This is a genomic window from Streptomyces shenzhenensis (assembly GCF_003688995.1).
In the GTDB taxonomy this organism is placed as follows: domain Bacteria; phylum Actinomycetota; class Actinomycetes; order Streptomycetales; family Streptomycetaceae; genus Streptomyces; species Streptomyces shenzhenensis_A.
Map to the genome: position 1 here is coordinate 15,438 of NZ_PENI01000015.1, position 22,462 is coordinate 37,899.

Below are 22,462 nucleotides of genomic sequence, written 5' to 3' on the forward strand. Positions count from 1 at the left end.
GTGACCGACAGACGCGAGAACCTGACCTACGAGCGGTTCGGGGTCGCCGTGCGCGAGCTGGCGCAGACCATCGCCGACGACGGGTACGAGCCGGACATCGTGCTCAGCATCGCGCGGGGCGGGGTGTTCGTCGCGGGCGGGCTCGCCTACGCCCTCGACTGCAAGAACCTCCATCTGGTGAACGTCGAGTTCTACACCGGCGTGGGCACGACCCTGGAGATGCCGGTGATGCTCGCGCCCGTCCCGAACCTGATCGACTTCTCCGAGAAGAAGGTTCTGATCACCGACGACGTCGCCGACACCGGCAAGACGCTCAAGCTGGTGCGTGACTTCTGTCTGGACACGGTCGCCGAGGTGCGGTCCGCCGTGATCTACGAGAAGTCGCAGAGCCTCGTGAAGTGCGAGTACGTGTGGAAGCGCACCGACGACTGGATCAACTTCCCGTGGAGCGTCGAACAGCCGGTGGTCCGGCGGGCGGGGCAGGTGCTCGACGCCTGAGGCGGGGCCGGCGCACAGAGGCACGTACCAGCTGCAGACACACGGAAGGGCCCCGGTGTGCCCAGGGCCCTTCAGGAGTGCTAGAGCGTGCCCAGTTTCACTATCGACAGCAGGGCGATCAGCTGGATCGCCGACGCGCCCAGGGCCCTCGGCCACGGCAGGTCGTGCGAGCGGCCGACCATCAGGGTGAGCAGGACGCCGCCCGCGATCCAGGTCGCCCAGCCCAGGAGCTGGACGAAGCCGGCGTCGCCGCCGAAGAACAGGGCGACGACCAGGCGGGGCGCGTCCGTGAGGGACATGATCAGCATGGACAGGCCCACCGTGGGCTGCCAGGCGCCGTCGCCGCCGAGCTGGCGGGCCAGGGTGTGGGTGACCACGCCGAGGACGAAGGCGCTGAGCACCATCGCGACGGCGGTGATCAGGACGATCGGGACGGCGTTGGAGAGCGTCGCGTTGATCGCTTCCTCGCGGGCCCCGTCGAAGCCGAACACGGCGAGGAGGCCGTAGAGGAAGGTCACGATGAGGGCCGGGCCCCACATCGTGTAGTCCCGCATCTGCAGGAACGTCTGGTTGGGTGCGAGGACGATGCCGCGCAGCAGTTCCTTCCAGTGCAGGCGCGGGCCGATCGGACCGGCCGGGGCCGAGCCCGCCCGGTAGGTCCCGCCCTGCTGGTACGGGTCCTCGCCCATGGAGAACGCCTGGGTGTGGCCCGGCTGGTCGGCCGCGTACGGGTCGGGGTCGCCCTGCGGGTAGCCGCCCTGGTGGCCGTAGCCGTCGCCGAAGTACTCCGGTCCGTCGCCGCCCTGACCCGGGTGCCCGCCGCCCGCCTGCCGCCACTGGCCGCCGTCGCCGTACTGCGGCCGCTGCCGCGGGTGCGGCTGCGGCTGCGGCGCGGAGGGACGGCCGTACGCCGGTCCCTGCCGGTCGTACGACTGCCCCTGCCGGCCGTACGCCGGTCCCTGCGGGGCCTGCTGTCCGTACGGGGGGTTCTGCGGGCGCGCTTGCGGGGTCCGGTTGTCCCGGCCGCCGCGTCCGATCCTGAATCCAGCCACGTCATCGAACGTACCTGTTCCCGCGGAATGGCGTGCGGGGCCCGGGCGTTCGGACCCGGCTTTGCGGCCGAGCTGTGACATCCCCTAGGGGACCCCTGAGCATCCCCCGGGGCTACCGCGTGAGGAACTCCGAGCTGGAGAAGGTGACCGCCGGCTTCGGCTCGACCAGGCCCTTGCCCGCGCCCCGGTACACGGTGATCGTGTCCTTCGTCTCGCCGCGGTACGTCCGCAGCGCCAGGTCGGCCCGTCCGTCGCCGTCGAAGTCCGCGACGGCCAGGACATCGGTGGTGCCGCGGGCGGGCGGGGTGACGGTGACCGTGTCCCGGGCCGTGAGGCCCGCGGTGCCGCCGGGCACGATCCGCAGCCGGGAGCCACTGGAGACGAGGTCGTCGTGGCCGTCGCCGTCGAGGTCGGCGGTGTCGAGCACGGAGCCGGGGGCGGCCAGGGCGGCGCGCCGGGGGTTCGGCAGGTCGTAGCGCAGGGCCGTCTCCGCCGTGCCGCCGATCGCCGCGTCCAGGGCCCTGCCGCGGCCGAAGCGGCCGATCGCCACGTCGATGCCGGCGGGCAGTGCGACGCCGGTGCGCGTCGGGCCGTCGGGGCCGCCGTGGACCACCGTCGAGCCGGCCGTGCCGGTGGCGGCGCGGACGACCAGGTCGTCGTAGCCGTCGCGGTCGATGTCGACGGCGGGCCCGGTGGGCACCTCGCCCGGGGCGGCGATCGGCGGGCCTGCCGTGTGCGGGGCGCCGGTGCGGCCGAACGGGCCGCGCAGGTACGACAGTCGGCCGCCGGAGGCGTGCAGTACGAGGTCGGCCGCGCCGTCCCCGTCGAAGTCGCCGCACACCGGCTGGTCGGGCCAGTCGTTGCCGAAGCGGGCGCGGGCCGGGACGGTGAGCGGGACGGCCCGGCCGGTCAGGCCCGCGGGGGAGCCGAACAGGATCTGCAGCGGCACCGGGGGCGCGCCCTGGCCGTCGTAGGGCGGGTCGGTCGACACGACGAGGTCGGTGAAGCCGTCGCCGTCCAGGTCGCAGCTCGCTTCCGGGTCGAAGACGGCGGGGAGCCGGCCCTTCGTGGGCGCGGCCTGCCGCCGGGGGCTGAGCAACTGCCGTGCGCCGGGCCTGAGTCCGTGTGCGCTGCCGTACACGATGCCGATGCCCGCGTCGTCCTCGTGGCTCGCCGCCTTCACCAGGTCGCCGAGGACGAGGTCGCGGTGGCCGTCGCCGTTGAAGTCGTCGGGGACCTCGCTGCCGGTGCCGCGCGGTACGGGGAGCAGGGCGGGGGCGTCGGCGGGGGCGACCGGGCCGCGGTCGGCGGGGCCGGCGTCGGGGGTGCCGGGTCCGCAGGCGGCCAGCAGCAGGCTGCCGCAGCCGAGCGCCGCCGCCACCGCCGTGGTCCGTCTCCCGCTCGTCCGCACGCGCACCGCCCGTCTCGTCAGTCCCGTCGACCACGCCTCGGCCATGATGCACGCGGCCGGGAGACGGCGACACCCCCGGGCCCGTGGGGGCGCGAGGGTGTCGGTGCGTCCGGGATCCGGTGCCGCCGGGTCACTTCACCGGTTCGGGCTCCGGCGCGTTCTCCCGCTCCTGCTCGCCCGTCGGGTCGATCGGCGTCCTGACGGAGTCGAGGAGCAGCTGGGCGACGTCCACGACCTGGATCGTCTCCTTGGCCTTGCCCTCGTTCTTCCTGCCGTTGACCGAGTCGGTCAGCATGACGAGGCAGAACGGGCAGGCGGTGGAGACGATGTCCGGGTCGAGGGAGAGGGCCTCGTCGACGCGCTCGTTGTTGATGCGCTTGCCGATCCGCTCCTCCATCCACATCCGGGCGCCGCCGGCGCCGCAGCAGAAGCCGCGCTCCTTGTGGCGGTGCATCTCCTCGTTGCGCAGGCCCGGGACGCTGGCGATGATCTCGCGCGGGGGCGTGTAGATCTTGTTGTGGCGGCCCAGGTAGCAGGGGTCGTGGTAGGTGATGATGCCCTCGACCGGGGTGACCGGGATCAGCTTGCCCTCGTCGACGAGGTGCTGGAGCAGCTGGGTGTGGTGGATGACCTCGTAGTCGCCGCCGAGCTGCGGGTACTCGTTGCCGATGGTGTTGAGGCAGTGCGGGCAGGTGGCGACGATCTTCTTCGCCGACCTCGGCTTCCGCGACTCCGGGGTGGCCTTGCCGTCGTCGTCCAGTTCCTCGCCGAACGCCATGTTCAGGGCCATGACGTTCTCCATGCCGAGCTCCTGGAACAGGGGCTCGTTGCCGAGGCGGCGGGCGGAGTCGCCGGTGCACTTCTCGTCGCCGCCCATGATCGCGAACTTGACGCCCGCGATGTGCAGGAGTTCCGCGAAGGCCTTGGTGGTCTTCTTGGCGCGGTCCTCCAGGGCGCCGGCGCAGCCGACCCAGTACAGGTACTCGACCTCGCTGAGGTCCTCGATGTCCTGGCCGACGACCGGGACCTCGAAGTCAGCACCTTCCCGCAGCAGCTCTTGCGTCCACTCCAGGCGCTGCTTCTTGGCCAGGCCCCAGGGGTTGCCCTTCTTCTCCAGGTTCTTGAGCATCGTGCCCGCCTCGGACGGGAACGCGGACTCGATCATCACCTGGTAGCGGCGCATGTCGACGATGTGGTCGATGTGCTCGATGTCGACCGGGCACTGTTCGACGCAGGCGCCGCAGGTGGTGCAGGACCACAGGACGTCCGGGTCGATGACGCCGTTCTCCTCGGCGGTGCCGATCAGCGGGCGCTCGGCCTCCGCGAGGGCCGCGGCGGGGACGTCCTCGAGCTGGTCGGCGGACGCCGTCTCCGCGCCCTCCATGGTCTTGCCGCCGCCCGCCAGCAGGTAGGGCGCCTTGGCGTGCGCGTTGTCCCGCAGGGACATGATCAGCAGCTTCGGGGAGAGCGGCTTGCCGGTGTTCCAGGCCGGGCACTGGGACTGGCAGCGGCCGCACTCGGTGCAGGTGGAGAAGTCCAGCAGGCCCTTCCAGGAGAACTGCTCGACCTGCGAGACGCCGAAGACGTCGTCGTCGCCGGGGTCGGTGAAGTCGATCGGCTTGCCGCCGGACGTCATGGGCAGCAGGGCGCCGAGGGAGGTCGCACCGTCGGCGTTGCGCTTGAACCAGATGTTCGGGAACGCGAGGAAGCGGTGCCAGGCGACGCCCATGTCGGTCTTCAGGGCGACCGTGATCATCCAGATGAAGGAGGTCGCGATCTTCAGGCCGGCGAAGAAGTAGGTGAGGTTCTGCAGCGTGGCGATGTCCATGCCGCCCAGCCAGGAGACGACCGGGTACGAGACGAAGAACGACGCCTCGTAGCTGTCCACGTGGTGCTGGGCGCCCTCCAGGGCGTGCAGCATGAAGATGCAGACGCCGACGATGAGGATGACGGCCTCGACGAAGTACGCCTGGCCGGCGTTGGAGCCGGCGAAGCGGGACTTGCGGCCCGGCCTGTCCGGCCTGCTCAGCTGGCGGATGACGATCAGGGTGAGGATGCCCAGCGTGGTCATCGTGCCGAGGAACTCGACGAAGACGTTGTACGGTGCCCAGTCGCCGATGACCGGCAGGAGCCAGTCCGCCTGGAAGAGCTGCCCGACCGCGTTGACGATCGTCAGCAGCAGGGAGAAGAAGCCGACCGCCACGAACCAGTGCGCCACGCCGATGATGCCCCAGCGGTTCATCCGGGTGTGGCCGAGGAACTCCTTGGCCACGGTGATGGTGCGCTGTGCGGGGTCGTCGGTCCGGGTCCCGGCCGGCACGGGCTGGCCGAGCCGCATGAAGGCGTAGAGCTGGAGGAGGGCGCGGCCGAACAGTGCCACGCCGACCACGATCAGGACCAGCGACACGATGATCGCGGCGAGTTGCATTGGGGCTCCTGTGAGGCGGCCTCGAAATTACTAAGCGGTAACTTATGTAGTCCGTTTGAGACTACCCCCATCTTCCTTCGCACTGTAGCCGGGCGCGGGGTGATCTGAGTCGCTGAGCGCCCCCTGACCAACCGACGAACGCGACGACGGGGGTGGGGCAACTGTTGTGGTCAGGGGGTGGACGGGGGTGAGCGGGGCCCGGCGGGGCTGCCGTGGTGGGTCCGGCGAGGGGGGCGTGGCGGTGGGCTCGGCGGTGGCGCGGGCGGGGTGGCTGGTGCGGCCGAGGTCGTGGGGGTGTGGCCACGGGCGCGGTGGTGGCGGGTGAGGCCACCCGGCGGGGCGGTCCCGGGTGCGGGTGCGCTCCGCCGGGTGTCCGGTGCGGCGGCGTGGGCGTACGGCCGCCGGCGGTCAGCGCGGTGCGGGCTCGGCCGGGAGGTGGTGGGTCCGGGGAGAGTGGCCCTGGTGGCGGCTGGGCTCGGCGGCGGCGCGGGCGTGGTAGCGGATCGTGGCCGGCTCGGTGTGAGGTGAGGGCGGGCGGGGTGGTCGTGGGGCCCGATGAGGGGCGTGACGCGGTGTGTCGCGACCGCGACGGCGGCCGCCAGTTGCGGTCGGTGCCCCAGGTGCCGGGCGCGGCGCGCGAAGCGGCCCCCGTCGCCACAACGGAGACCGTGTCCCTCCGGGTATCCAGCGCGGCGAGGATCGCGACGAGCCGGGTCTCGTGCGGCGCGAGCCGGTCGCGGCGGCGCGGCGACGGCCACCGGCCGGCCGGGCGCGATCACGCCCAGACGCGGCCGACGGGCTCGGTGGAACCGGGATGTCCCGCAGGTCGTGGATTCGGTGCCGGGTATGCCGAGCGCCACGCGGGACGCGGGGCGTCCGCGAGCCCGTCGGCCGGGTCGGCGCCGCGCACCGGCATGTGCGCCGACTCCATCGGCAGCCGCCGCGCCTCGCTGCCACGGTGAGCGTGGGTTTCCCGGTGAGCGCCGCCGGTTGATGCGGTTTGGTCGCTCTGTCAGGCGATCGGATCGTGTTATTCATACGGAATTGCGCCTTTCACCCCTACTTTGGAGCCGTGCTCTACGGGATCCTCACCGCCACCACCGCCCTGCTGCTCACCGCCGTGCTCGCGGCACTGCTCCGTGCGCCCGGACTGCGCGCCGGCATCGTCGACCGGCGCTGCCGGCGCCCCGTGCCGCTGCTCGGCGGCGCGGCCGTCGTCCTCGTCACCTGTCTCGTCGCCGGCGCCGGCCAGTGGACGCGGGTCGCGCCGCTCGGCGACGGCGTCGGCAGGCTGCTCCTCGCGGGCGCCGGGGTCGCCCTGCTCGGGCTGGTCGCCGACGTGTGGCGGCTGCGGGCCCGGGTGCTGGCGACCGGTACGGCGGTGGCGGCGGCCGGAGTCGTGCCGTACGAGGAGACCGGGGTGCCCGCAGGGCTGCTGGCCGTGGCGTGGATCGTGTGCGTGACGCTCGCCTTCCGGGCCCTGGACCACGCCGACGGGCTCGCCGGGACCGTGGGGGTGGTGACCGCCTTCGGGGTGGGGGCCTGTGCCGCCGCCGAGGTGATGGACGGGCTGGCCGTGCTGCTCAGCGTGCTCGCCGCCGCGCTCACCGGGTTCCTCATGCACAACTGGCATCCCGCGCGGATCGGACTCGGCGCCTGCGGCTCGCTGTTCACGGGGTTCCTGCTGGCCGCGGCGGGCGTGTTCACCCGGGCCGGGTACGGGATCGGATCCAGCGCGGGGGTGCTGTTCGCGCTGACCGCCCTCATCGGAGTCGACGCGGTGCTCGTGGTGGTGTCGCGGCGGATGGCCCGCAGGCCGCTGCTGCGCGAGGGCCCCGACCACGTGGCGCACCGGCTGCGGCGGCTCGGGCTCACCGCGCAGGGGGCCATCGTGCTGGTGGCGGCCGGGGCGTTCTCCGGGGTGCTCGTCGGGGTGCTCGCGCACACCGGGTGGGTGGGCGAGGAGAACGTGCTGTGGGTGGCGGGCGGTGCGCTGGTCGTCGTCCTTCTGCTGCTGCGCATCCCGGCGTACGGGTCCCGGCGTGTTACGTCTTCGCAGGTCAGCGCCCAGTTGCGTGTAAGGAGCGGATAAGAGTTGAGCCCCACTGACTCAGGTCTGTTGACCCAGCGCTCCGCCTCGTGCACACTTGAGTCCGTTCCACTCAAGTCAGCTGGAGGAAATCACCATGGCACGTGCGGTCGGCATCGACCTGGGCACGACTAACTCCGTCGTCAGCGTTCTGGAGGGCGGCGAGCCCACCGTCATCACCAACGCCGAGGGTGCCAGGACCACGCCGTCCGTCGTCGCCTTCGCGAAGAACGGCGAGGTGCTCGTCGGCGAGGTCGCCAAGCGGCAGGCGGTCACGAACGTGGACCGGACCATCCGCTCGGTGAAGCGCCACATGGGCACCGACTGGAAGATCGAGCTCGACGGCAAGGTCTTCAACCCGCAGCAGATGTCCGCCTTCATCCTGCAGAAGCTGAAGCGGGACGCCGAGGCCTACCTGGGCGAGAAGGTGACCGACGCGGTCATCACCGTCCCGGCGTACTTCAACGACTCCGAGCGCCAGGCCACCAAGGAGGCCGGTGAGATCGCGGGCCTCAACGTCCTGCGCATCGTCAACGAGCCCACCGCGGCCGCGCTCGCCTACGGCCTCGACAAGGACGACCAGACGATCCTCGTCTTCGACCTCGGTGGCGGCACCTTCGACGTGTCCCTCCTGGAGATCGGTGACGGCGTCGTCGAGGTGAAGGCCACCAACGGCGACAACCACCTCGGCGGTGACGACTGGGACCAGCGCGTCGTCGACTACCTGGTCAAGCAGTTCGCGGCCGGCCACGGCGTGGACCTCGGCAAGGACAAGATGGCCCTCCAGCGCCTGCGTGAGGCCGCGGAGAAGGCCAAGATCGAGCTGTCCTCGTCCACCGAGACGTCGATCAACCTGCCCTACATCACCGCGTCCGCCGAGGGCCCGCTGCACCTGGACGAGAAGCTGACCCGCGCCCAGTTCCAGCAGCTGACCGCGGACCTGCTGGAGCGCTGCAAGACCCCGTTCCACAACGTCATCAAGGACGCCGGCATCCAGCTCGGCGAGATCGACCACGTCGTCCTCGTCGGCGGCTCCACCCGTATGCCCGCCGTCGCCGAACTGGTCAAGGAGCTGACCGGCGGCAAGGAGGCCAACAAGGGCGTCAACCCGGACGAGGTCGTCGCCATCGGCGCCTCGCTCCAGGCCGGTGTCCTCAAGGGTGAGGTCAAGGACGTCCTGCTCCTCGACGTGACCCCGCTGTCCCTCGGTATCGAGACCAAGGGCGGCATCATGACCAAGCTGATCGAGCGCAACACGACGATCCCGACGAAGCGTTCGGAGATCTTCACCACGGCCGAGGACAACCAGCCGTCGGTGCAGATCCAGGTCTACCAGGGCGAGCGCGAGATCGCGGCCTACAACAAGAAGCTCGGCATGTTCGAGCTGACCGGTCTGCCCCCGGCGCCGCGCGGCGTCCCGCAGATCGAGGTCTCCTTCGACATCGACGCCAACGGCATCATGCACGTCACGGCGAAGGACCTCGGCACCGGCAAGGAGCAGAAGATGACCGTCACCGGCGGCTCCTCGCTGCCGAAGGACGAGGTCGACCGCATGCGCGAGGAGGCCGAGCGCTACGCGGAGGAGGACCACAAGCGCCGCGAGGCCGCCGAGACCCGCAACCAGGGCGAGCAGCTGGTCTACCAGACGGAGAAGTTCCTCAAGGACAACGAGGACAAGGTCCCGGGCGAGATCAAGACCGAGGTCGAGGCCGCCGTCGCCGAGCTGAAGGAGAAGCTCAAGGGCGAGGACACCACCGAGATCCGCACCGCGACGGAGAAGGTCGCGGCCGTCTCCCAGAAGCTGGGCCAGGCCATGTACGCCGACGCCCAGACCGGGCAGGCCGCCGCCGGCGGCCCGGGTGCGTCCGAGGCCAAGGCCGACGACGATGTCGTCGACGCCGAGATCGTGGACGACGAGCGCAAGGACGGTGCCGCGTGACGGAGGAGACCCCGGGCTTCGACGAGAAGCCCGACGTCCCCTCAGGCGCCACCCCTGAAGACGCCGAGCCGCAGGCCGCCTCGCCCTCCCCGGAGGAGGCGGCGGCCCCGGCAGGGGACGCAAGCCAGAACGTCGGCCTGGTCGCCCAGCTGGACCAGGTGCGTACGGCGCTCCATGAGCGCACGGCGGACCTCCAGCGCCTCCAGGCCGAGTACCAGAACTACCGCCGCCGCGTCGAGCGCGACCGGGTCGCGGTCCGGGAGATCGCCATCGCGAACCTCCTGACCGAGCTCCTGCCCGTGCTCGACGACATCGGCCGCGCCCGGGAACACGGCGAACTCGTCGGCGGTTTCAAGTCCGTCGCCGAATCGCTGGAGACCGTCGCAGCGAAGATGGGACTGCAGCAGTTCGGCAAGGAGGGCGAGCCCTTCGACCCGACGATCCACGAGGCCCTGATGCACTCGTACGCGCCGGATGTCAGCGAGACGACGTGCGTGGCGATTCTGCAGCCCGGGTATCGGATCGGCGAGCGCACCATCCGCCCCGCGCGGGTGGCCGTCGCCGAGCCTCAGCCCGGGGCGCAGCCCGCCAAGGCGGAGGGCGGCGACGAGAACGCGGCGGGCGGCTCGGCTGACTCCGCCAACGCCGCCAACGCCGCCAACGACAAGGAGAACGGTGGCCCGGAGGAGGGCTGACGTAGACACCGAGCGGAAGGAGGGACGTCGGGGATGAGCACCAAGGACTTCATCGAGAAGGACTACTACAAGGTCCTCGGCGTCCCCAAGGACGCCACCGAGGCGGAGATCAAGAAGGCGTACCGGAAGCTCGCCCGCGAGTACCACCCGGACGCCAACAAGGGAAACGCCAAGGCCGAGGAGCGCTTCAAGGAGATCTCCGAGGCGAACGACGTCCTCGGCGACGCCAAGAAGCGCAAGGAGTACGACGAGGCACGCACCCTCTTCGGCAACGGCGGGTACCGCCCGGGGCCGGGCGCGGGCGGCAACTTCAACTTCGACCTGGGCGACCTCTTCGGGGGCAATGCCCAGGGCGGCGGCGGAGGCGGCGGCTTCGGCGGCGGCCTCGGCGACGTCTTCGGGGGCCTGTTCAACCGGGGCGGCACGGGCACCACGCGCACCCAGCCGCGGCGCGGCCAGGACATCGAGTCCGAGGTCACGCTGAGCTTCACGGAGGCCATCGAGGGCGCCACGGTGCCGCTCCGGATGTCCTCGCAGTCTCCGTGCAAGGCCTGCTCCGGCACCGGCGACAAGAACGGCACACCGCGCGTGTGCCCGACCTGCGTCGGCACCGGGCAGGTGACGCGGGGCTCGGGTGGTGGCTTCTCGCTCACCGACCCCTGCCCCGACTGCAAGGGCCGCGGCCTGATCGCCGAGCACCCCTGCCTGGAGTGCAAGGGCAGCGGCCGCGCCAAGTCGTCCCGGACCATGCAGGTCCGCATCCCGGCCGGGGTGACGGAGGGGCAGCGGATCCGGCTGCGCGGCAAGGGGGCCCCCGGCGAGCGGGGCGGCCCGGCGGGCGACCTGTACGTGGTCGTGCACGTCGGCGAGCACCCGGTGTTCGGCCGTAAGGGCGACAACCTCACGGTGACCGTCCCGGTGACGTTCGCCGAGGCGGCCCTCGGCGGCGAGGTCCGGGTGCCGACCCTCGGCGGTCCGGCCGTCACGCTGAAGCTGCCGCCGGGCACGCCCAACGGGCGCACCATGCGGGCCCGGGGCAAGGGCGCGGTCCGCAAGGACGGTACCCGCGGGGACTTGCTCGTCACCGTCGAGGTGAGTGTTCCCAGGGACCTGGCGGGGAAGGCTCGTGACGCACTGGAGGCGTATCGCGAGGCGACCGCGGGCGAGGACCCGCGGGCGGAGCTGTTCGAGGCCGCGAAGGGAGCTTGAGAGCGATGGATGGCCGTCGACGTAACCCGTATGAACTGACCGAGGAGACCCCGGTCTACGTCATCTCGGTGGCGGCTCAGCTCTCCGGACTCCACCCGCAGACGCTGCGCCAGTACGACCGGCTCGGCCTGGTCTCCCCGGACCGCACCGCGGGACGGGGCCGCCGTTACTCGGCCCGCGACATCGAACTGCTCCGTCAGGTGCAGCAGTTGTCGCAGGACGAGGGCATCAACCTGGCCGGTATCAAGCGCATCATCGAACTGGAGAACCAGGTCGCCGCCCTCCAGTCCCGCGTCGCGGAGCTGGAGGCGGCCCTGGACGGCGCGGCGGCGACCATGCGGCAGCGTGAGGCCGCCGTCCACGCCTCCTACCGCCGGGACCTGGTGCCGTATCAGGAGGTCCAGCAGACCAGCGCGCTCGTGGTGTGGCGGCCGAAGCGGCAGCAGAACGACTGACGGTCTGCACCCGAACTCCCTTTGGTGGAGAGCCGGTAAAGGACAGTTGGCGTAGGTTCCGCCAGACCTTCACAGGTGCCTCTGGACGTGGTGTTGCGCACTCGTTAAGCGGTTCTGCTTGACGCAAGTGTTGTCGGGGCGTTGGCTTTTCTGTCACCTGGGCCGCAATGCGGCCGCCACGTCCCGAACGCACCTGAAGTGAGCAGCCGAATGCGTCGTATCGCCATATCCATGGCCGCGTCCTCGATGATCCTTTCGCTCGCCGGCTGTGGCGTTCTGAACGCGACGGGGGATTCGGGCGACGCCAGTCCGACCCGGGGCAACGACATCACGGTGGGTCTGCTGCTGCCGGAGACGACCAACACGCGGTACGAGAAGTTCGACCACCCGATCATCAAGGAGAAGGTCGCCTCGCTGACCAAGCAGCAGGGCAAGGTCCAGTACGCCAACGCCGAGTCGGACGCGGCGAAGCAGACCGCGCAGATGCAGCAGATGATCGACGACAGGGTCGATGTCATCCTGCTGGACGCGGTCGACGCGCACGCCATCGCGGGCCAGGTGAAGAAGGCCAAGGAGGCGGGCATCCCGGTCATCGCGTACGACCGGCTGGCCGAGGGGCCGATCGACGCGTACATCTCCTTCGACAACGAACTCGTCGGCGAGGCGCAGGGGCGGGCGGTGCTGGAGGCGCTGGGCTCGGACGTCGACTCCTCCGACAAGATCGTCATGATGAACGGCTCGCCCACCGACCCGAACGCGAAGCAGTTCAAACAGGGCGCGCTGTCCGAGCTGAACGGCAAGGTGACGATCGCGGCGTCGTTCGACACGAAGGACTGGAAGCCGGAGAACGCCGAGGCCAACATGGTCCGCGCGATCAACGACATCGGCAAGGACAACATCGCGGCCGTCAACTCCGCCAACGACGGCATGGCGGGCGGCATCATCCGGGCGCTCAAGGCCGCCGGGGTCGTCGACCTGCCGCCGGTCACCGGGCAGGACGCCGACTTGGCGGCCGTGCAGCGGGTCGTCGCCGGCGAGCAGTACATGAGCGTCTACAAGCCCTACCCGGACGAGGCCGAATCGGCCGCCGAGATGGCCGTCGCCAAGGTCCAGGGCAAGGACATCCAGTTCGACGCGCTCACCCGCGACAAGGTGGACAGCCCCACCACCAAGGGCATCCCGGCCCAGTTGGTGCAGGTGAGCACGATGACCAAGGGCAACATCGACGACACGGTCGTCGCGGACGGGATCTACGAGATCTCCGAGATCTGCACCCCCAAGTACAAGACGGCCTGCGACGCCATCGGTCTGAAGTAACGAACACCCTGGTCATCCCCGGTCGAGGGGTCCCTCGGCCGGCGAACGGCCCCTGGCATAGCGCATCTCACCGAGAACCGCCGGCCGACGCCGTCATCGCTCCACCGGAACCGCCCGGCCGTGCCGCAGTCGTGGGGCGGACGGTGGTCGATGTGCGCGCGACGGAGTGCGGGGGACGTCGGGAGGAAGCGGGAGATACCGGTGGTTTTCCCAGGGCATGGCTGGGGAAGCCGTGTTGCGGAGCCGGTCGGGGCCGCGCATAGTTGCGCTGCGGAAGTGGCAGCAACCGGGGGTGGAATGGGCGATGGCCGGGCGCGGAACGGAGGAGCATCCACACGGTGCGGACCGCCTGTGCGAGGCCGGGGATCGCGTGTATTCCCGGGCCGTACGGCGCGGCCGGGTGCCGCGCACGGATGCCGAGCCGGTGCCCTGCCTGCTGGAACTGGCCCTGCTGCACCCGGACCCGGACGACATGGACTGGCTGGTGCCGACCTCGCCGCAGGAGGTCATGACCCGGGTGCTGCGCGGGGTGTACGACGAGGTCAGGGAGAGCCAGCGGCGGGTGGGCTCGGCGGTCGCGGCCTTCGAGCGGTACGCGGGCATCGGCCGTCAGCTCCAGGCCCCCTCGTCCGCCCCGGCCGAGGGCACCGCGATCCGGGTCCTGGACGGGCTGTCCCGGATCCAGGCGGCGATGGACGAGGCGACCGACGCCTGCACCACCGAGGTGCTGACGGTGCAGCCCGGCGGCATCCGGCGGGAGGCCGAGCTGACGGAGGGCCTGCACCGGGCGATGGCGCTGCGCGGCCGGGGTGTGCGCATGCGCGACCTGTACACGCATGTGGCGCGGCACGGCCAGGGGCTGCTCACCTACCTGGAGCTGATGGGCGACGCGGTGGAGGCCCGCACGCTGGACGAGGTCATCGACCGGCTGATCCTGTTCGACCGAACAGTGGCCTTCATCCCGGCCAACACCGACCGCACGATGGCGCTGGAGCTGCGGCACCCGGCGCTGGTCGAGTACCTGGTGACCGTCTTCGAACGGCTGTGGCGGCTGGCGATCCCGCTGACCGCCCCGCTCCCCGACACCGGCATCGAGGGCATCTCGCACCGTGAGCAGTCGATCGCCGCACTGCTCGCGGAGGGCCACCAGGACGCGGTCATCGCGGAGCGCCTCGGCATCAGCGTCCGTACCTGCCGCGCCCATATCGCCCGGCTGTCGGAGACCCTCGGCGCGGCCAGCCGCACCCAGCTGGGCGTGCGCATCGCCCAGGTGGGCCTGGACGGTCCGCCGCGCACCGCGGACGGGAGTCCGCTCAGCCTTCCTGATCAAGGATCCCCGAGCGTGCGATGAGATAGCCGAGCTGGGCGCGGCTGCCGCTGCCCAGGGCCTGGGCCAGCTTGGCGATATGGGCGCGGCAGGTGCGCACGTTCATGCCGAGGCGGCGGGCGATGGCCTCGTCGACATGGCCCTCGACGAGCAGCTTGGCGATGGAGTGCTGGATGTCCGTGATGCCGTCGGGTGCGGCCTCGTAGGGCCCGTCCGTGCCCAGCGGGACGGCGCGGCTCCACATGAACTCGAAGACCTTGACCAGATAGCGGACCAGGCCCGGCTGGCGCAGTTCCAGGGCGACCTGCTGGTCGTCGCGGATGGGGATGAACGCGACGGTGTCGTCGCAGATGATGAGGCGCTCCACCAGTTCGTCGATGGTGCGGTACTCGGCCTTGCCGTAGGCGAGGCGCGCGGCGTAGGCCAGCTTCTCCGGGTTGTGGCGGGCGGTGTGCTGGTACAGGGTGCGGATCCGGACGCCGCGTTCGATCAGCGGCCGGTCCCGCTCCAGGCCCTTGAGCACGCTGCGTTCGGAGATGCGGTCGCTGGGCTGGACCGTGAGCACCTCCGTGCGGCACTGCTCGGTGGCCAGGTTGAGCGCGGCGTTGATCCGTTCGCTGCCGTCCAGCAGGGTCATCGAGTCGCTGCTCGTCGTGGCCCGGGTGCTCAGGGCCAGGAACGGCTCGAAGGCGTCGGCCAGGTCGATGGTCTGCCGCCGGCGCTCGGATATCTCGCGTTCTATGGGGCTGAGCCGCTGCGCCAGGGCGACCGCGGGAGGCACCGGACGCAGCTGGTCCGGATCGTCCGGGTCCGGGTGGAGCAGGCCGAACTCCACGAGGCAGGGGGCGGCTTCCACATCTGTGCGCGCCACGTGTCCCGTGCGTAGAGCTGCCGCGTAGATGCGGCCACCGTCCTCACACAGTTCCGTCACAGCATGGGGATGTGTCGCTTTTGCGTGATTCGTTTCCAAATCTCCACCCCCCAGGGTCCTGAACATGCAGGAACATGATGCACCGATTGTGTGGCCATGACGTGCCCGAATGAGCCATCGTCGTACTCGACGGGGGAAAAGGGGACCTTCAAGTGAGGACGAAGCCGACTATGCGTAAGAAAATGCTTCGCTCGGTGCTTGTCGCCGCCTTCTCCGCCCTCGTGGCCGTCGGTGCGTTGGGTGGCTTCTCCGGCGAGAAGAGCGATGTTCGGGCGAACACCAGCTGGCCGATTGTCGTGATAGGCGAGGACGACACCTCGTGGCCGCTCCCGCCGGCAGATGGAGCCGGGAGTTGATGTGACCACTCCACCCGACGACCGATCCTTCCGCCGCGAGATGGCGACCGCCTACCGCTCCGGCTGGCACTTCATCGACCTGGTCACCGCCATCCCCCACAGCGGTGATTCGCTGATGGTGACCGTGTTCGGTGAGCCGGTCGTCGTCACGCGGGACGAGGACGAGGACGTGCGGGCGTACCGGTGTCTGCGCAAGCCCCGCGGGGCGCCGCAGCCCGTGCGGTGTGCCATCCGGTACGGAATGATCTTTGTGAACCTGGACCGACGGGACCACCGGCTTGCGGAGCCGGACGTCCCGGATCTGAGGACCATCTCGGCCACCCCCCGCAGTGCCTGACGCGATTCCCCCGTCGTAAAAGATCGCTCAGGTGCTTCCCCCCGCAGCGGCGTCACCGTGACCTGAACACGGTGACGCCGCTGCAGTTTCCGGGGAAATTTCGCGACATCATCGCGTTCTCACGCTGGCCGAAAACCGCTTGTGCCCCCGGCGGACCCGCCCAGGAACGAGACCAGAAGGGCGCTGCCGTCGCCCTGGTCCCGGTGCCGTTTGCGGGTCCGGGGGGCGGGTCCTCACGTACGAGGTGGAAGCGGAGCGTCGACAGGGCCGCCAACAAGAGCAGGGACTCCTTCGGCGGGCGCGGTGGTGTCGCCGGTCGTGTCGGCGGCATCCGGAGCGGTGGATGACGGACGCGATGTGGGTCCGGGGGTGTGGATTGGCTGGCAGCAGCCTCCTGTGACCGTCCTCGCCCGGCCGGCGGCCCGCCCTCCGATGACCAAGCCGCACGCTCCGTCGGAGTTGTGCTTCCGCGGCATGTTTCCGGCCGCTTGGGCTCGGGTCGGGTGGGGCCCGGTTTCGGTGTCATGTGCGCCCTGGTGTCCGCTCCGACGGCCATGTGGGACGGGGTCCCGTGGTCGCCGCTGCACGGCGGGCTGCTCGGCGGTGTGATCAAGAAGCAGATGGAGGGCGGCAGGGGGCCTCGGTGCGGGTGGCCGGCGCCCGCGTCGGCATCGCCGCTCCGTCTCTGCCGCATGTTCTTGGCCGGGTCCGGCAAAGGTCCGGGTCCCGTGTCATGCGCGGCCCAGTGCTCGGTCCACCTCGATCTCGATCACCACACGGGACGGGTTCGGGGACGGAGTCCGTTCGTATCGTTCGGCGTGACGGCGTTCCGCCTCGGCGACTCGTTCCCGGTCGGTGTGGACGACGGCGCGGCCCTCCAGGGTGGCCCAGCGGCGGCCGTCCACCTGGCAGACGGCGACCCGGGCGCCGGCCGGGCCGGCCGCGACGACATGCGCCACCTTGGCGCTCGCCCCGTTCGTGATCACCCGTGCCAGCCGGGCCGCGGGGTCGAAGGTCACGGAGACGGGCACGACGTGCGGGCTGCCGTCGGGGCGCAGGGTCGTCAGGGTGCACAGGTGGCGCTCCCGCCAGAAGGCGAGGTAGGACGCGTGCGGGGCGTCCAGGTCCACGGCGTATTCCACGGCAGGTCGGCTCATGGACCCGGAAGGTATCCCCAGGAGACTCCCGAACACCGCCTTGAGTGGAATAGACTCAACTTTGTGTACGTTGGTTAAGTCAGCACTGGGAGACGTGGCCGACAAGCCGACGCCGAGGAGGAGAACGCGAACGTGGACGCCGAGCTGACCAACAGGAGCCGGGACGCGATCAACACGGCCAGCAACAAGGCCGTCACCGAGGGCCACCCGGACCTCACGCCTGCTCATCTGCTCCTGGCTCTGCTCCAGGGGCGAGGCAATCAGGCGAACGAGAACATCACCGACCTGCTCGCCGCCGTGGACGCCGACCAGGCCGCCGTACGCTCCGGCGTCGAGCAGGTGCTCGCCGGACTGCCCAGCGTGACCGGGTCCACCGTCGCGCCCCCGCAGCCCAACCGCGAACTGCTCGCCGTCCTCGCCGACGCCGCCGAGCGCGCGAAGGAACTCGGCGACGACTACCTCTCCACCGAGCACCTGCTCATCGGCATCGCCGCGAAGGGCGGCGCGGCCGGCGAGGTGCTGGCACGGCAGGGCGCCGACGCCAAGAAGCTGCAGGCCGCCTTCCAGAAGACGCGGGGAGGACGACGCGTGACCACCGCCGACCCCGAGGGCCAGTACAAGGCCCTGGAGAAGTTCGGCAGCGACTTCACCGCGGCGGCCCGCGACGGCAAGCTCGACCCCGTCATCGGGCGGGACCACGAGATCCGGCGGGTCGTCCAGGTGCTGTCCCGCCGCACCAAGAACAACCCCGTGCTCATCGGCGAGCCCGGCGTCGGCAAGACCGCGGTCGTCGAGGGCCTCGCCCAGCGGATCGTGAAGGGCGACGTGCCCGAGTCGCTGAAGGACAAGCGGCTGGTGGCGCTCGACCTCGGCGCGATGGTCGCGGGCGCCAAGTACCGGGGCGAGTTCGAGGAGCGGCTGAAGACGGTCCTCGCCGAGATCAAGGACTCCGACGGGCAGATCATCACCTTCATCGACGAGTTGCACACCGTCGTCGGCGCCGGGGCCGGCGGCGACTCCGCCATGGACGCCGGCAACATGCTCAAGCCGATGCTCGCCCGCGGTGAGCTGCGCATGGTCGGCGCCACCACCCTCGACGAGTACCGCGAGCGGATCGAGAAGGACCCGGCGCTGGAGCGGCGCTTCCAGCAGGTGCTGGTCGCCGAGCCGACCGTCGAGGACAGCATCGCCATCCTGCGCGGACTCAAGGGCCGTTACGAGGCCCACCACAAGGTGCAGATCGCGGACAGCGCGCTGGTGGCCGCCGCCACCCTCTCCGACCGTTACATCACCTCTCGCTTCCTGCCCGACAAGGCCATCGACCTGGTCGACGAGGCCGCCTCCCGGCTGCGCATGGAGATCGACTCCTCGCCCGTAGAGATCGACGAACTCCAGCGCGCCGTCGACCGGTTGAAGATGGAGGAGCTGGCGCTGAGCAAGGAGACCGACCCGGCATCCCGGGAACGTCTGGAGAAGCTGCGCCGCGACCTCGCCGACAAGGAGGAGGAGCTGCGCGGCCTCAACGCCCGCTGGGAGAAGGAGAAGCAGTCCCTCAACCGGGTCGGCGAACTGAAGGAACGCCTCGACGACCTGCGCGGCCAGGCCGAACGCGCCCAGCGCGACGGCGACTTCGACACCGCCTCCAAGCTGCTGTACGGCGAGATCCCGCAGCTGGAGAAGGAACTGGAGGCCGCCTCCGAGGCCGAGGAGGAGGCCGCCAAGGACACCATGGTCAAGGACGAGGTCGGCGCCGACGACATCGCCGACGTCGTCGCTGCCTGGACCGGCATCCCGGCCGGGCGCCTGCTGGAGGGTGAGACGCAGAAGCTGCTGCGCATGGAGGACGAGCTGGGCCGGCGGCTGATCGGCCAGACCGAGGCCGTGCGCGCCGTCTCCGACGCGGTGCGGCGCAGCCGGGCCGGCATCGCCGACCCCGACCGGCCCACCGGATCCTTCCTGTTCCTCGGCCCGACCGGCGTCGGCAAGACCGAACTGGCCAAGGCGCTCGCCGACTTCCTCTTCGACGACGAACGGGCCATGGTCCGTATCGACATGTCGGAGTACAGCGAGAAGCACAGTGTGGCCCGGCTGGTCGGCGCGCCGCCCGGGTACGTCGGCTACGAGGAGGGCGGTCAGCTGACCGAGGCGGTGCGCCGCCGCCCGTACAGCGTGGTGCTGCTCGACGAGGTGGAGAAGGCGCACCCCGAGGTCTTCGACATCCTCCTCCAGGTGCTGGACGACGGCCGGCTGACCGACGGACAGGGCCGTACGGTCGATTTCCGCAACACGATCCTCGTGCTGACCTCGAACCTGGGCAGCCAGTTCCTGGTCGAGCCGACCACCAGCGAGCAGGTGAAGAAGGAGCAGGTGCTGGAGGTGGTCCGCGCCTCCTTCAAGCCAGAGTTCCTCAACCGGCTGGACGACCTGGTCGTCTTCTCGGCCCTGAGCAAGGACGAGCTGGCCCGGATCGCCCGGCTCCAGATCGACCGGCTGGCGGGGCGGCTGGCCGAACGCCGGCTCACCCTGGAGATCACCCCCGAGGCGCTGGCCTGGCTCGCGGACGAGGGCAACGATCCGGCCTACGGTGCCCGGCCGCTGCGCCGCCTGGTGCAGACCGCCATCGGCGACCGGCTCGCCAAGGAGATCCTCTCCGGGGAGGTCAAGGACGGCGACACGGTCCGGGTGGACGCCTTCGGCGACGGTCTCCTGGTCGGCCCGGCCACCGGCAAGACGCTCTGACCGGCTCCACCGGCACGACGGCCCGCCCCGCGCTTTCGGGGCGGGCCGTCGCCCGTCGGACGGCACACGCGAGGAGCCGCACCCGCGCGGTGCAGGTCGATGTCGACGGCGGCACGGATGCCGGTGAAGGCCGTCACCGGCGGGGTCAGCCCCCGTCGGCCGCCCTGTCGGTGACGAGTTCGAGGCGGTCCGCGCCTCCGGCCTGGGCGGCGACCGCGTCCTCGATGCCGAGGGCGATCGAGGGCGATCACCTCCGGGACTGCACGCGCCACCTGGTCCGCCCCTGATCGGCGGCGCCAGGACCGTCGGGCCAGTTCGCGGCGCCGGACGCCGGCCTGGCGGGCGGCGGTCACATGGGGTGGGCGGCCTGGAGGCGTATGGCGCGTCCGCGGACGTCGGCGGCGGCGCCGGGCATGCCCGGGTGCCGTGGACGCCGGCGGCGCCGCGCCGCGGGTGCCGGCCGCGAAGGACCGCGTCCGTCCTTGTGACCCCGTCCGCTCACCTGAACGTCACCGACCGGGCGGATCCTGTCAGCCGAGCGCTGACAGGCCACGTCTGGGCTTGCCACCACCCTCCCTGCATGGGGGAGGATGGCGGAATCCGCACGAAGGGAAAATCACGGTGAGCATCGACCCGTCCTCGATTCCGAACTTCGGGGGCCAGCCCGAGCCGCAGCCCCAAGGACCGGCGGGCCCCGTCGTCCCGGATCAGGACCTCGTGAAGCAGCTCCTCGACCAGATGGAGCTCAAGTACGTCGTCGACGACGAGGGTGACCTCGCGGCGCCGTGGGAGCAGTTCCGTACGTACTTCATGTTCCGTGGGGAGGCCGAACAGGCGGTCTTCTCCGTGCGGACCTTCTACGACCGCCCCCACAAGATCGACGAGAAGCCGCAGCTCCTGGAGTCCGTCGACGACTGGAACCGCAGGACGCTGTGGCCCAAGGTGTACACGCACACCCACGACGACGGCACCGTCCGTCTCATCGGTGAGGCGCAGATGCTGATCGGCACCGGCGTCGACCTCAACCACTTCGTCTCCTCGACGGTCAGCTGGGTGCGGGCCGCGATCGAGTTCGACCGGTGGCTGGTGGAACAGCTCGGCCTCGAACAGGAGGTCAACGAGGCGGACAAGCCCGACGACGAGGAGTGACAGCCCGTTCCGCACGGTGACGCGCGGTGGCCTACAGCGGCGTGTGAGCGATCACGACGAGGTAGGCGCCGTAGCCGAAGGAGAGCCCGGCCAGGCCGCAGACCACCACGGTCGCGTGCCAGGGCCGGGCTCTCGCCGTCCGCACCAGCGCCCGGGCCGGCGGGACCAGCAGCGGGAACGCGGGCAGCAGGAAGCGCGGCTTGGACTCGAAGAAGCCGGAGCCGCCGAGCGCGATCAGCAGCAGGACACCGCTGTACACGAGAAGCGGGAGCGGGGCGCGGTCCACGACGAGCAGCGCGTACAGCAGCACCGCCGCCGCCATGATCAACAGGGCCATGGGGAAGACCAGCCGGGTGCTCTGCACCAGCAGCCCCCGGGCGAAGTGCAGCGAGCCGCGCCCCAGGTCGAACCTCGACCCCCACAACCGCTGCACCTCGAAGTACCCGCCGAGCAGGTCGCCCGTGCGCCGGCCCACCCACAGCACATACGCCGTCCAGCCCAGCGGGGCGAGCGCGGCGCCCGCCCACAGCCCGGGTGAGCACCGGCCGTGGCGCCGGTGGATCCGGTACGCCTCGCAGACCGCCGCGGCGAGCACGGCCGCGGCGACCGCGATGCCATTGGGCCGGGACAGCCCGGCGAGCGCCGCCAGGCCGCCCGCCCACAGCCAGTTCCCGGTGAGCACGGCGTACAGGGACCAGGCCGCGAACGCGGTGAGCACGGGCTCCGTGTACGCCATCGACAGCACGACGGAGTGCGGCAGCAGCCCCCACAGCACCACCAGCGTGGTGCCCACGCCGGGACCGTACAGGCGGGTCCCCACCGCATGGATGCCACAGGCGGCGATCCCGGCCGCGGCCCAGGACACCAGCAGTCCCGCGGCGCCCCCGCCGAGCGGCGTCACGGCGGTCACGATCCGCACCAGAGCCGGATACAGCGGGAAGAACGCCAGGTCGCTGTGGATGACGGCCGGCTCGAAGTACAGGGTGCGGCCGTAGCCGTGCGCGGCGATGCCCTGGTACCAGACGGAGTCCCAGGAGCGGCCGAGCAGTGCCAGCGGCTGCTCCTCCCTGGCCCAGGCGGCCAGGGCGAGCACGGCGATCCCGGCGGACCGGGCGAGGGCGAACACCCCGAGCGCGACCCCGCTCGCCGTCAGGAGGGACAGCCGGGCCCGGGCGCGCTCCCGTGGACCGGGCTCCTGGGACGCCGCGGCGGCGGCAGGGGCGAGGGTGGAACTGGCGTGGCTCACATTTCCGCAGCTTGCAGCGGTGAGCCCGGGGGCGCGAGCAGTGTGCGCCCGAGCGGGTTCGCCGCGGCGACCGTCGGTGTGGCGACATGACAGGGCAGGCCCCGGCCCGCACCCACCCGACCCCCGG

At 71.0% G+C, this 22,462-nt stretch carries 17 protein-coding genes and 1 pseudogene; 11 read left to right on the top strand and 7 right to left on the bottom strand.

What is annotated here, in order from left to right; genetic code table 11:
- A complete protein-coding gene (locus CTZ28_RS22875; RefSeq protein ID WP_121891705.1) occupies nucleotides 1-498 on the top strand; it encodes a phosphoribosyltransferase in 498 nt (165 codons plus the stop codon).
- An 80-nt stretch (nucleotides 499-578) separates the two neighbouring features.
- Here CTZ28_RS22875 and CTZ28_RS22880 read toward each other — a convergent pair whose 3' ends face one another.
- The 3 genes from CTZ28_RS22880 to CTZ28_RS22890 all read right to left on the bottom strand — a co-directional run bounded on the left by CTZ28_RS22880 (nucleotide 579) and on the right by CTZ28_RS22890 (nucleotide 5,389).
- Nucleotides 579-1,631, bottom strand: a complete 1,053-nt coding sequence (locus CTZ28_RS22880) for a Yip1 family protein (protein ID WP_121891543.1) — start codon at nucleotides 1,629-1,631, stop codon at nucleotides 579-581.
- Nucleotides 1,632-1,662: 31 nt separating this feature from the next.
- A complete protein-coding gene (locus CTZ28_RS22885) occupies nucleotides 1,663-2,967 on the bottom strand; it encodes an FG-GAP repeat domain-containing protein (RefSeq protein ID WP_398656524.1) in 1,305 nt (434 codons plus the stop codon).
- Nucleotides 2,968-3,091: 124 nt separating this feature from the next.
- A complete protein-coding gene (locus tag CTZ28_RS22890) occupies nucleotides 3,092-5,389 on the bottom strand; it encodes a (Fe-S)-binding protein (protein ID WP_121891545.1) in 2,298 nt (765 codons plus the stop codon).
- A gap of 1,072 nt (nucleotides 5,390-6,461) precedes the next feature.
- Here CTZ28_RS22890 and CTZ28_RS22895 point away from each other — a divergent pair.
- From CTZ28_RS22895 to CTZ28_RS22925, 7 genes are all read left to right on the top strand, one after another.
- On the top strand, nucleotides 6,462-7,481 hold the full coding sequence (locus tag CTZ28_RS22895; RefSeq protein WP_121891546.1) for an MraY family glycosyltransferase: 1,020 nt from the start codon (nucleotides 6,462-6,464) through the stop codon (nucleotides 7,479-7,481).
- Nucleotides 7,482-7,575: 94 nt separating this feature from the next.
- A complete protein-coding gene (dnaK, locus tag CTZ28_RS22900) occupies nucleotides 7,576-9,417 on the top strand; it encodes a molecular chaperone DnaK (RefSeq protein WP_121891547.1) in 1,842 nt (613 codons plus the stop codon).
- Nucleotides 9,414-10,112 carry a nucleotide exchange factor GrpE gene (grpE, locus tag CTZ28_RS22905; RefSeq protein WP_121891548.1) on the top strand — a complete coding sequence of 233 codons (699 nt, stop codon included), beginning with the start codon at nucleotides 9,414-9,416 and terminating at the stop codon, nucleotides 10,110-10,112. Before dnaK ends, grpE begins: the two co-directional genes overlap by 4 nt.
- A gap of 33 nt (nucleotides 10,113-10,145) precedes the next feature.
- A complete protein-coding gene (gene dnaJ / locus CTZ28_RS22910; protein ID WP_121891549.1) occupies nucleotides 10,146-11,321 on the top strand; it encodes a molecular chaperone DnaJ in 1,176 nt (391 codons plus the stop codon).
- Between the two features lie 5 nt (nucleotides 11,322-11,326).
- Nucleotides 11,327-11,776, top strand: a complete 450-nt coding sequence (locus CTZ28_RS22915) for a heat shock protein transcriptional repressor HspR (RefSeq protein ID WP_121891550.1) — start codon at nucleotides 11,327-11,329, stop codon at nucleotides 11,774-11,776.
- Between the two features lie 210 nt (nucleotides 11,777-11,986).
- Entirely contained in the window at nucleotides 11,987-13,093 is a 1,107-nt protein-coding gene (locus CTZ28_RS22920) for a sugar ABC transporter substrate-binding protein (protein WP_121891551.1), read from the top strand.
- A gap of 304 nt (nucleotides 13,094-13,397) precedes the next feature.
- A complete protein-coding gene (locus CTZ28_RS22925) occupies nucleotides 13,398-14,444 on the top strand; it encodes a helix-turn-helix transcriptional regulator (protein ID WP_121891552.1) in 1,047 nt (348 codons plus the stop codon).
- Here CTZ28_RS22925 and CTZ28_RS22930 read toward each other — a convergent pair.
- Nucleotides 14,407-15,417, bottom strand: a complete 1,011-nt coding sequence (locus tag CTZ28_RS22930; RefSeq protein ID WP_121891553.1) for a helix-turn-helix domain-containing protein — start codon at nucleotides 15,415-15,417, stop codon at nucleotides 14,407-14,409. The two genes, CTZ28_RS22925 and CTZ28_RS22930, sit on opposite strands and share 38 nt — an antisense overlap.
- Before the next feature lie 291 nt (nucleotides 15,418-15,708).
- Between CTZ28_RS22930 and CTZ28_RS22935 the strand changes: the two genes are divergently transcribed.
- The gene (locus CTZ28_RS22935) at nucleotides 15,709-16,044 is read left to right on the top strand and encodes a Rieske (2Fe-2S) protein (protein WP_121891554.1); all 336 of its coding nucleotides are present in this window, start codon (nucleotides 15,709-15,711) and stop codon (nucleotides 16,042-16,044) included.
- 731 nt (nucleotides 16,045-16,775) lie between these two features.
- Here the strand turns inward: CTZ28_RS22935 and CTZ28_RS22940 are convergent.
- Nucleotides 16,776-17,201: a pyridoxamine 5'-phosphate oxidase family protein gene (locus CTZ28_RS22940; RefSeq protein WP_183154534.1), complete on the bottom strand. Its 426-nt coding sequence runs from the start codon at nucleotides 17,199-17,201 to the stop codon at nucleotides 16,776-16,778.
- A 132-nt stretch (nucleotides 17,202-17,333) separates the two neighbouring features.
- On the opposite strand from CTZ28_RS22940, the gene clpB reads away from it, so the two are divergent.
- Nucleotides 17,334-19,940, top strand: a complete 2,607-nt coding sequence (gene clpB / locus CTZ28_RS22945) for an ATP-dependent chaperone ClpB (RefSeq protein ID WP_121891555.1) — start codon at nucleotides 17,334-17,336, stop codon at nucleotides 19,938-19,940.
- Between the two features lie 92 nt (nucleotides 19,941-20,032).
- On the opposite strand, the pseudogene CTZ28_RS48510 reads toward clpB, so the two are convergent.
- Nucleotides 20,033-20,178, bottom strand: a pseudogene (locus CTZ28_RS48510) (copper homeostasis protein CutC); the annotation flags it as partial.
- A 383-nt stretch (nucleotides 20,179-20,561) separates the two neighbouring features.
- Between CTZ28_RS48510 and CTZ28_RS22955 the strand changes: the two are divergent.
- Nucleotides 20,562-21,089 (top strand): type III secretion system chaperone family protein, encoded by a 528-nt coding sequence (locus CTZ28_RS22955; RefSeq protein ID WP_121891556.1) that lies wholly within the window; start codon nucleotides 20,562-20,564, stop codon nucleotides 21,087-21,089.
- A gap of 31 nt (nucleotides 21,090-21,120) precedes the next feature.
- Here CTZ28_RS22955 and CTZ28_RS22960 read toward each other — a convergent pair whose 3' ends face one another.
- Nucleotides 21,121-22,335, bottom strand: coding sequence for a hypothetical protein (locus tag CTZ28_RS22960; protein ID WP_398656531.1), 1,215 nt, complete (start codon nucleotides 22,333-22,335; stop codon nucleotides 21,121-21,123).
- Nucleotides 22,336-22,462 lie beyond the last annotated feature (127 nt).

What these genes read in the sequence shown, in the direction of transcription:
- CTZ28_RS22880 (WP_121891543.1), bottom strand. Translation starts at nt 1,631, where the DNA reads ATGTCACAGCTCGGCCGCAAAGCCGGGTCCGAACGCCCGGGCCCCGCA.
- CTZ28_RS22890 (WP_121891545.1), bottom strand. Translation starts at nt 5,389, where the DNA reads ATGCAACTCGCCGCGATCATCGTGTCGCTGGTCCTGATCGTGGTCGGC.
- dnaK (WP_121891547.1), top strand. Translation starts at nt 7,576, where the DNA reads ATGGCACGTGCGGTCGGCATCGACCTGGGCACGACTAACTCCGTCGTC.
- dnaJ (WP_121891549.1), top strand. Translation starts at nt 10,146, where the DNA reads ATGAGCACCAAGGACTTCATCGAGAAGGACTACTACAAGGTCCTCGGC.
- CTZ28_RS22915 (WP_121891550.1), top strand. Translation starts at nt 11,327, where the DNA reads ATGGATGGCCGTCGACGTAACCCGTATGAACTGACCGAGGAGACCCCG.
- CTZ28_RS22920 (WP_121891551.1), top strand. Translation starts at nt 11,987, where the DNA reads ATGCGTCGTATCGCCATATCCATGGCCGCGTCCTCGATGATCCTTTCG.
- CTZ28_RS22925 (WP_121891552.1), top strand. Translation starts at nt 13,398, where the DNA reads ATGGCCGGGCGCGGAACGGAGGAGCATCCACACGGTGCGGACCGCCTG.
- CTZ28_RS22930 (WP_121891553.1), bottom strand. Translation starts at nt 15,417, where the DNA reads ATGTTCAGGACCCTGGGGGGTGGAGATTTGGAAACGAATCACGCAAAA.
- CTZ28_RS22940 (WP_183154534.1), bottom strand. Translation starts at nt 17,201, where the DNA reads ATGAGCCGACCTGCCGTGGAATACGCCGTGGACCTGGACGCCCCGCAC.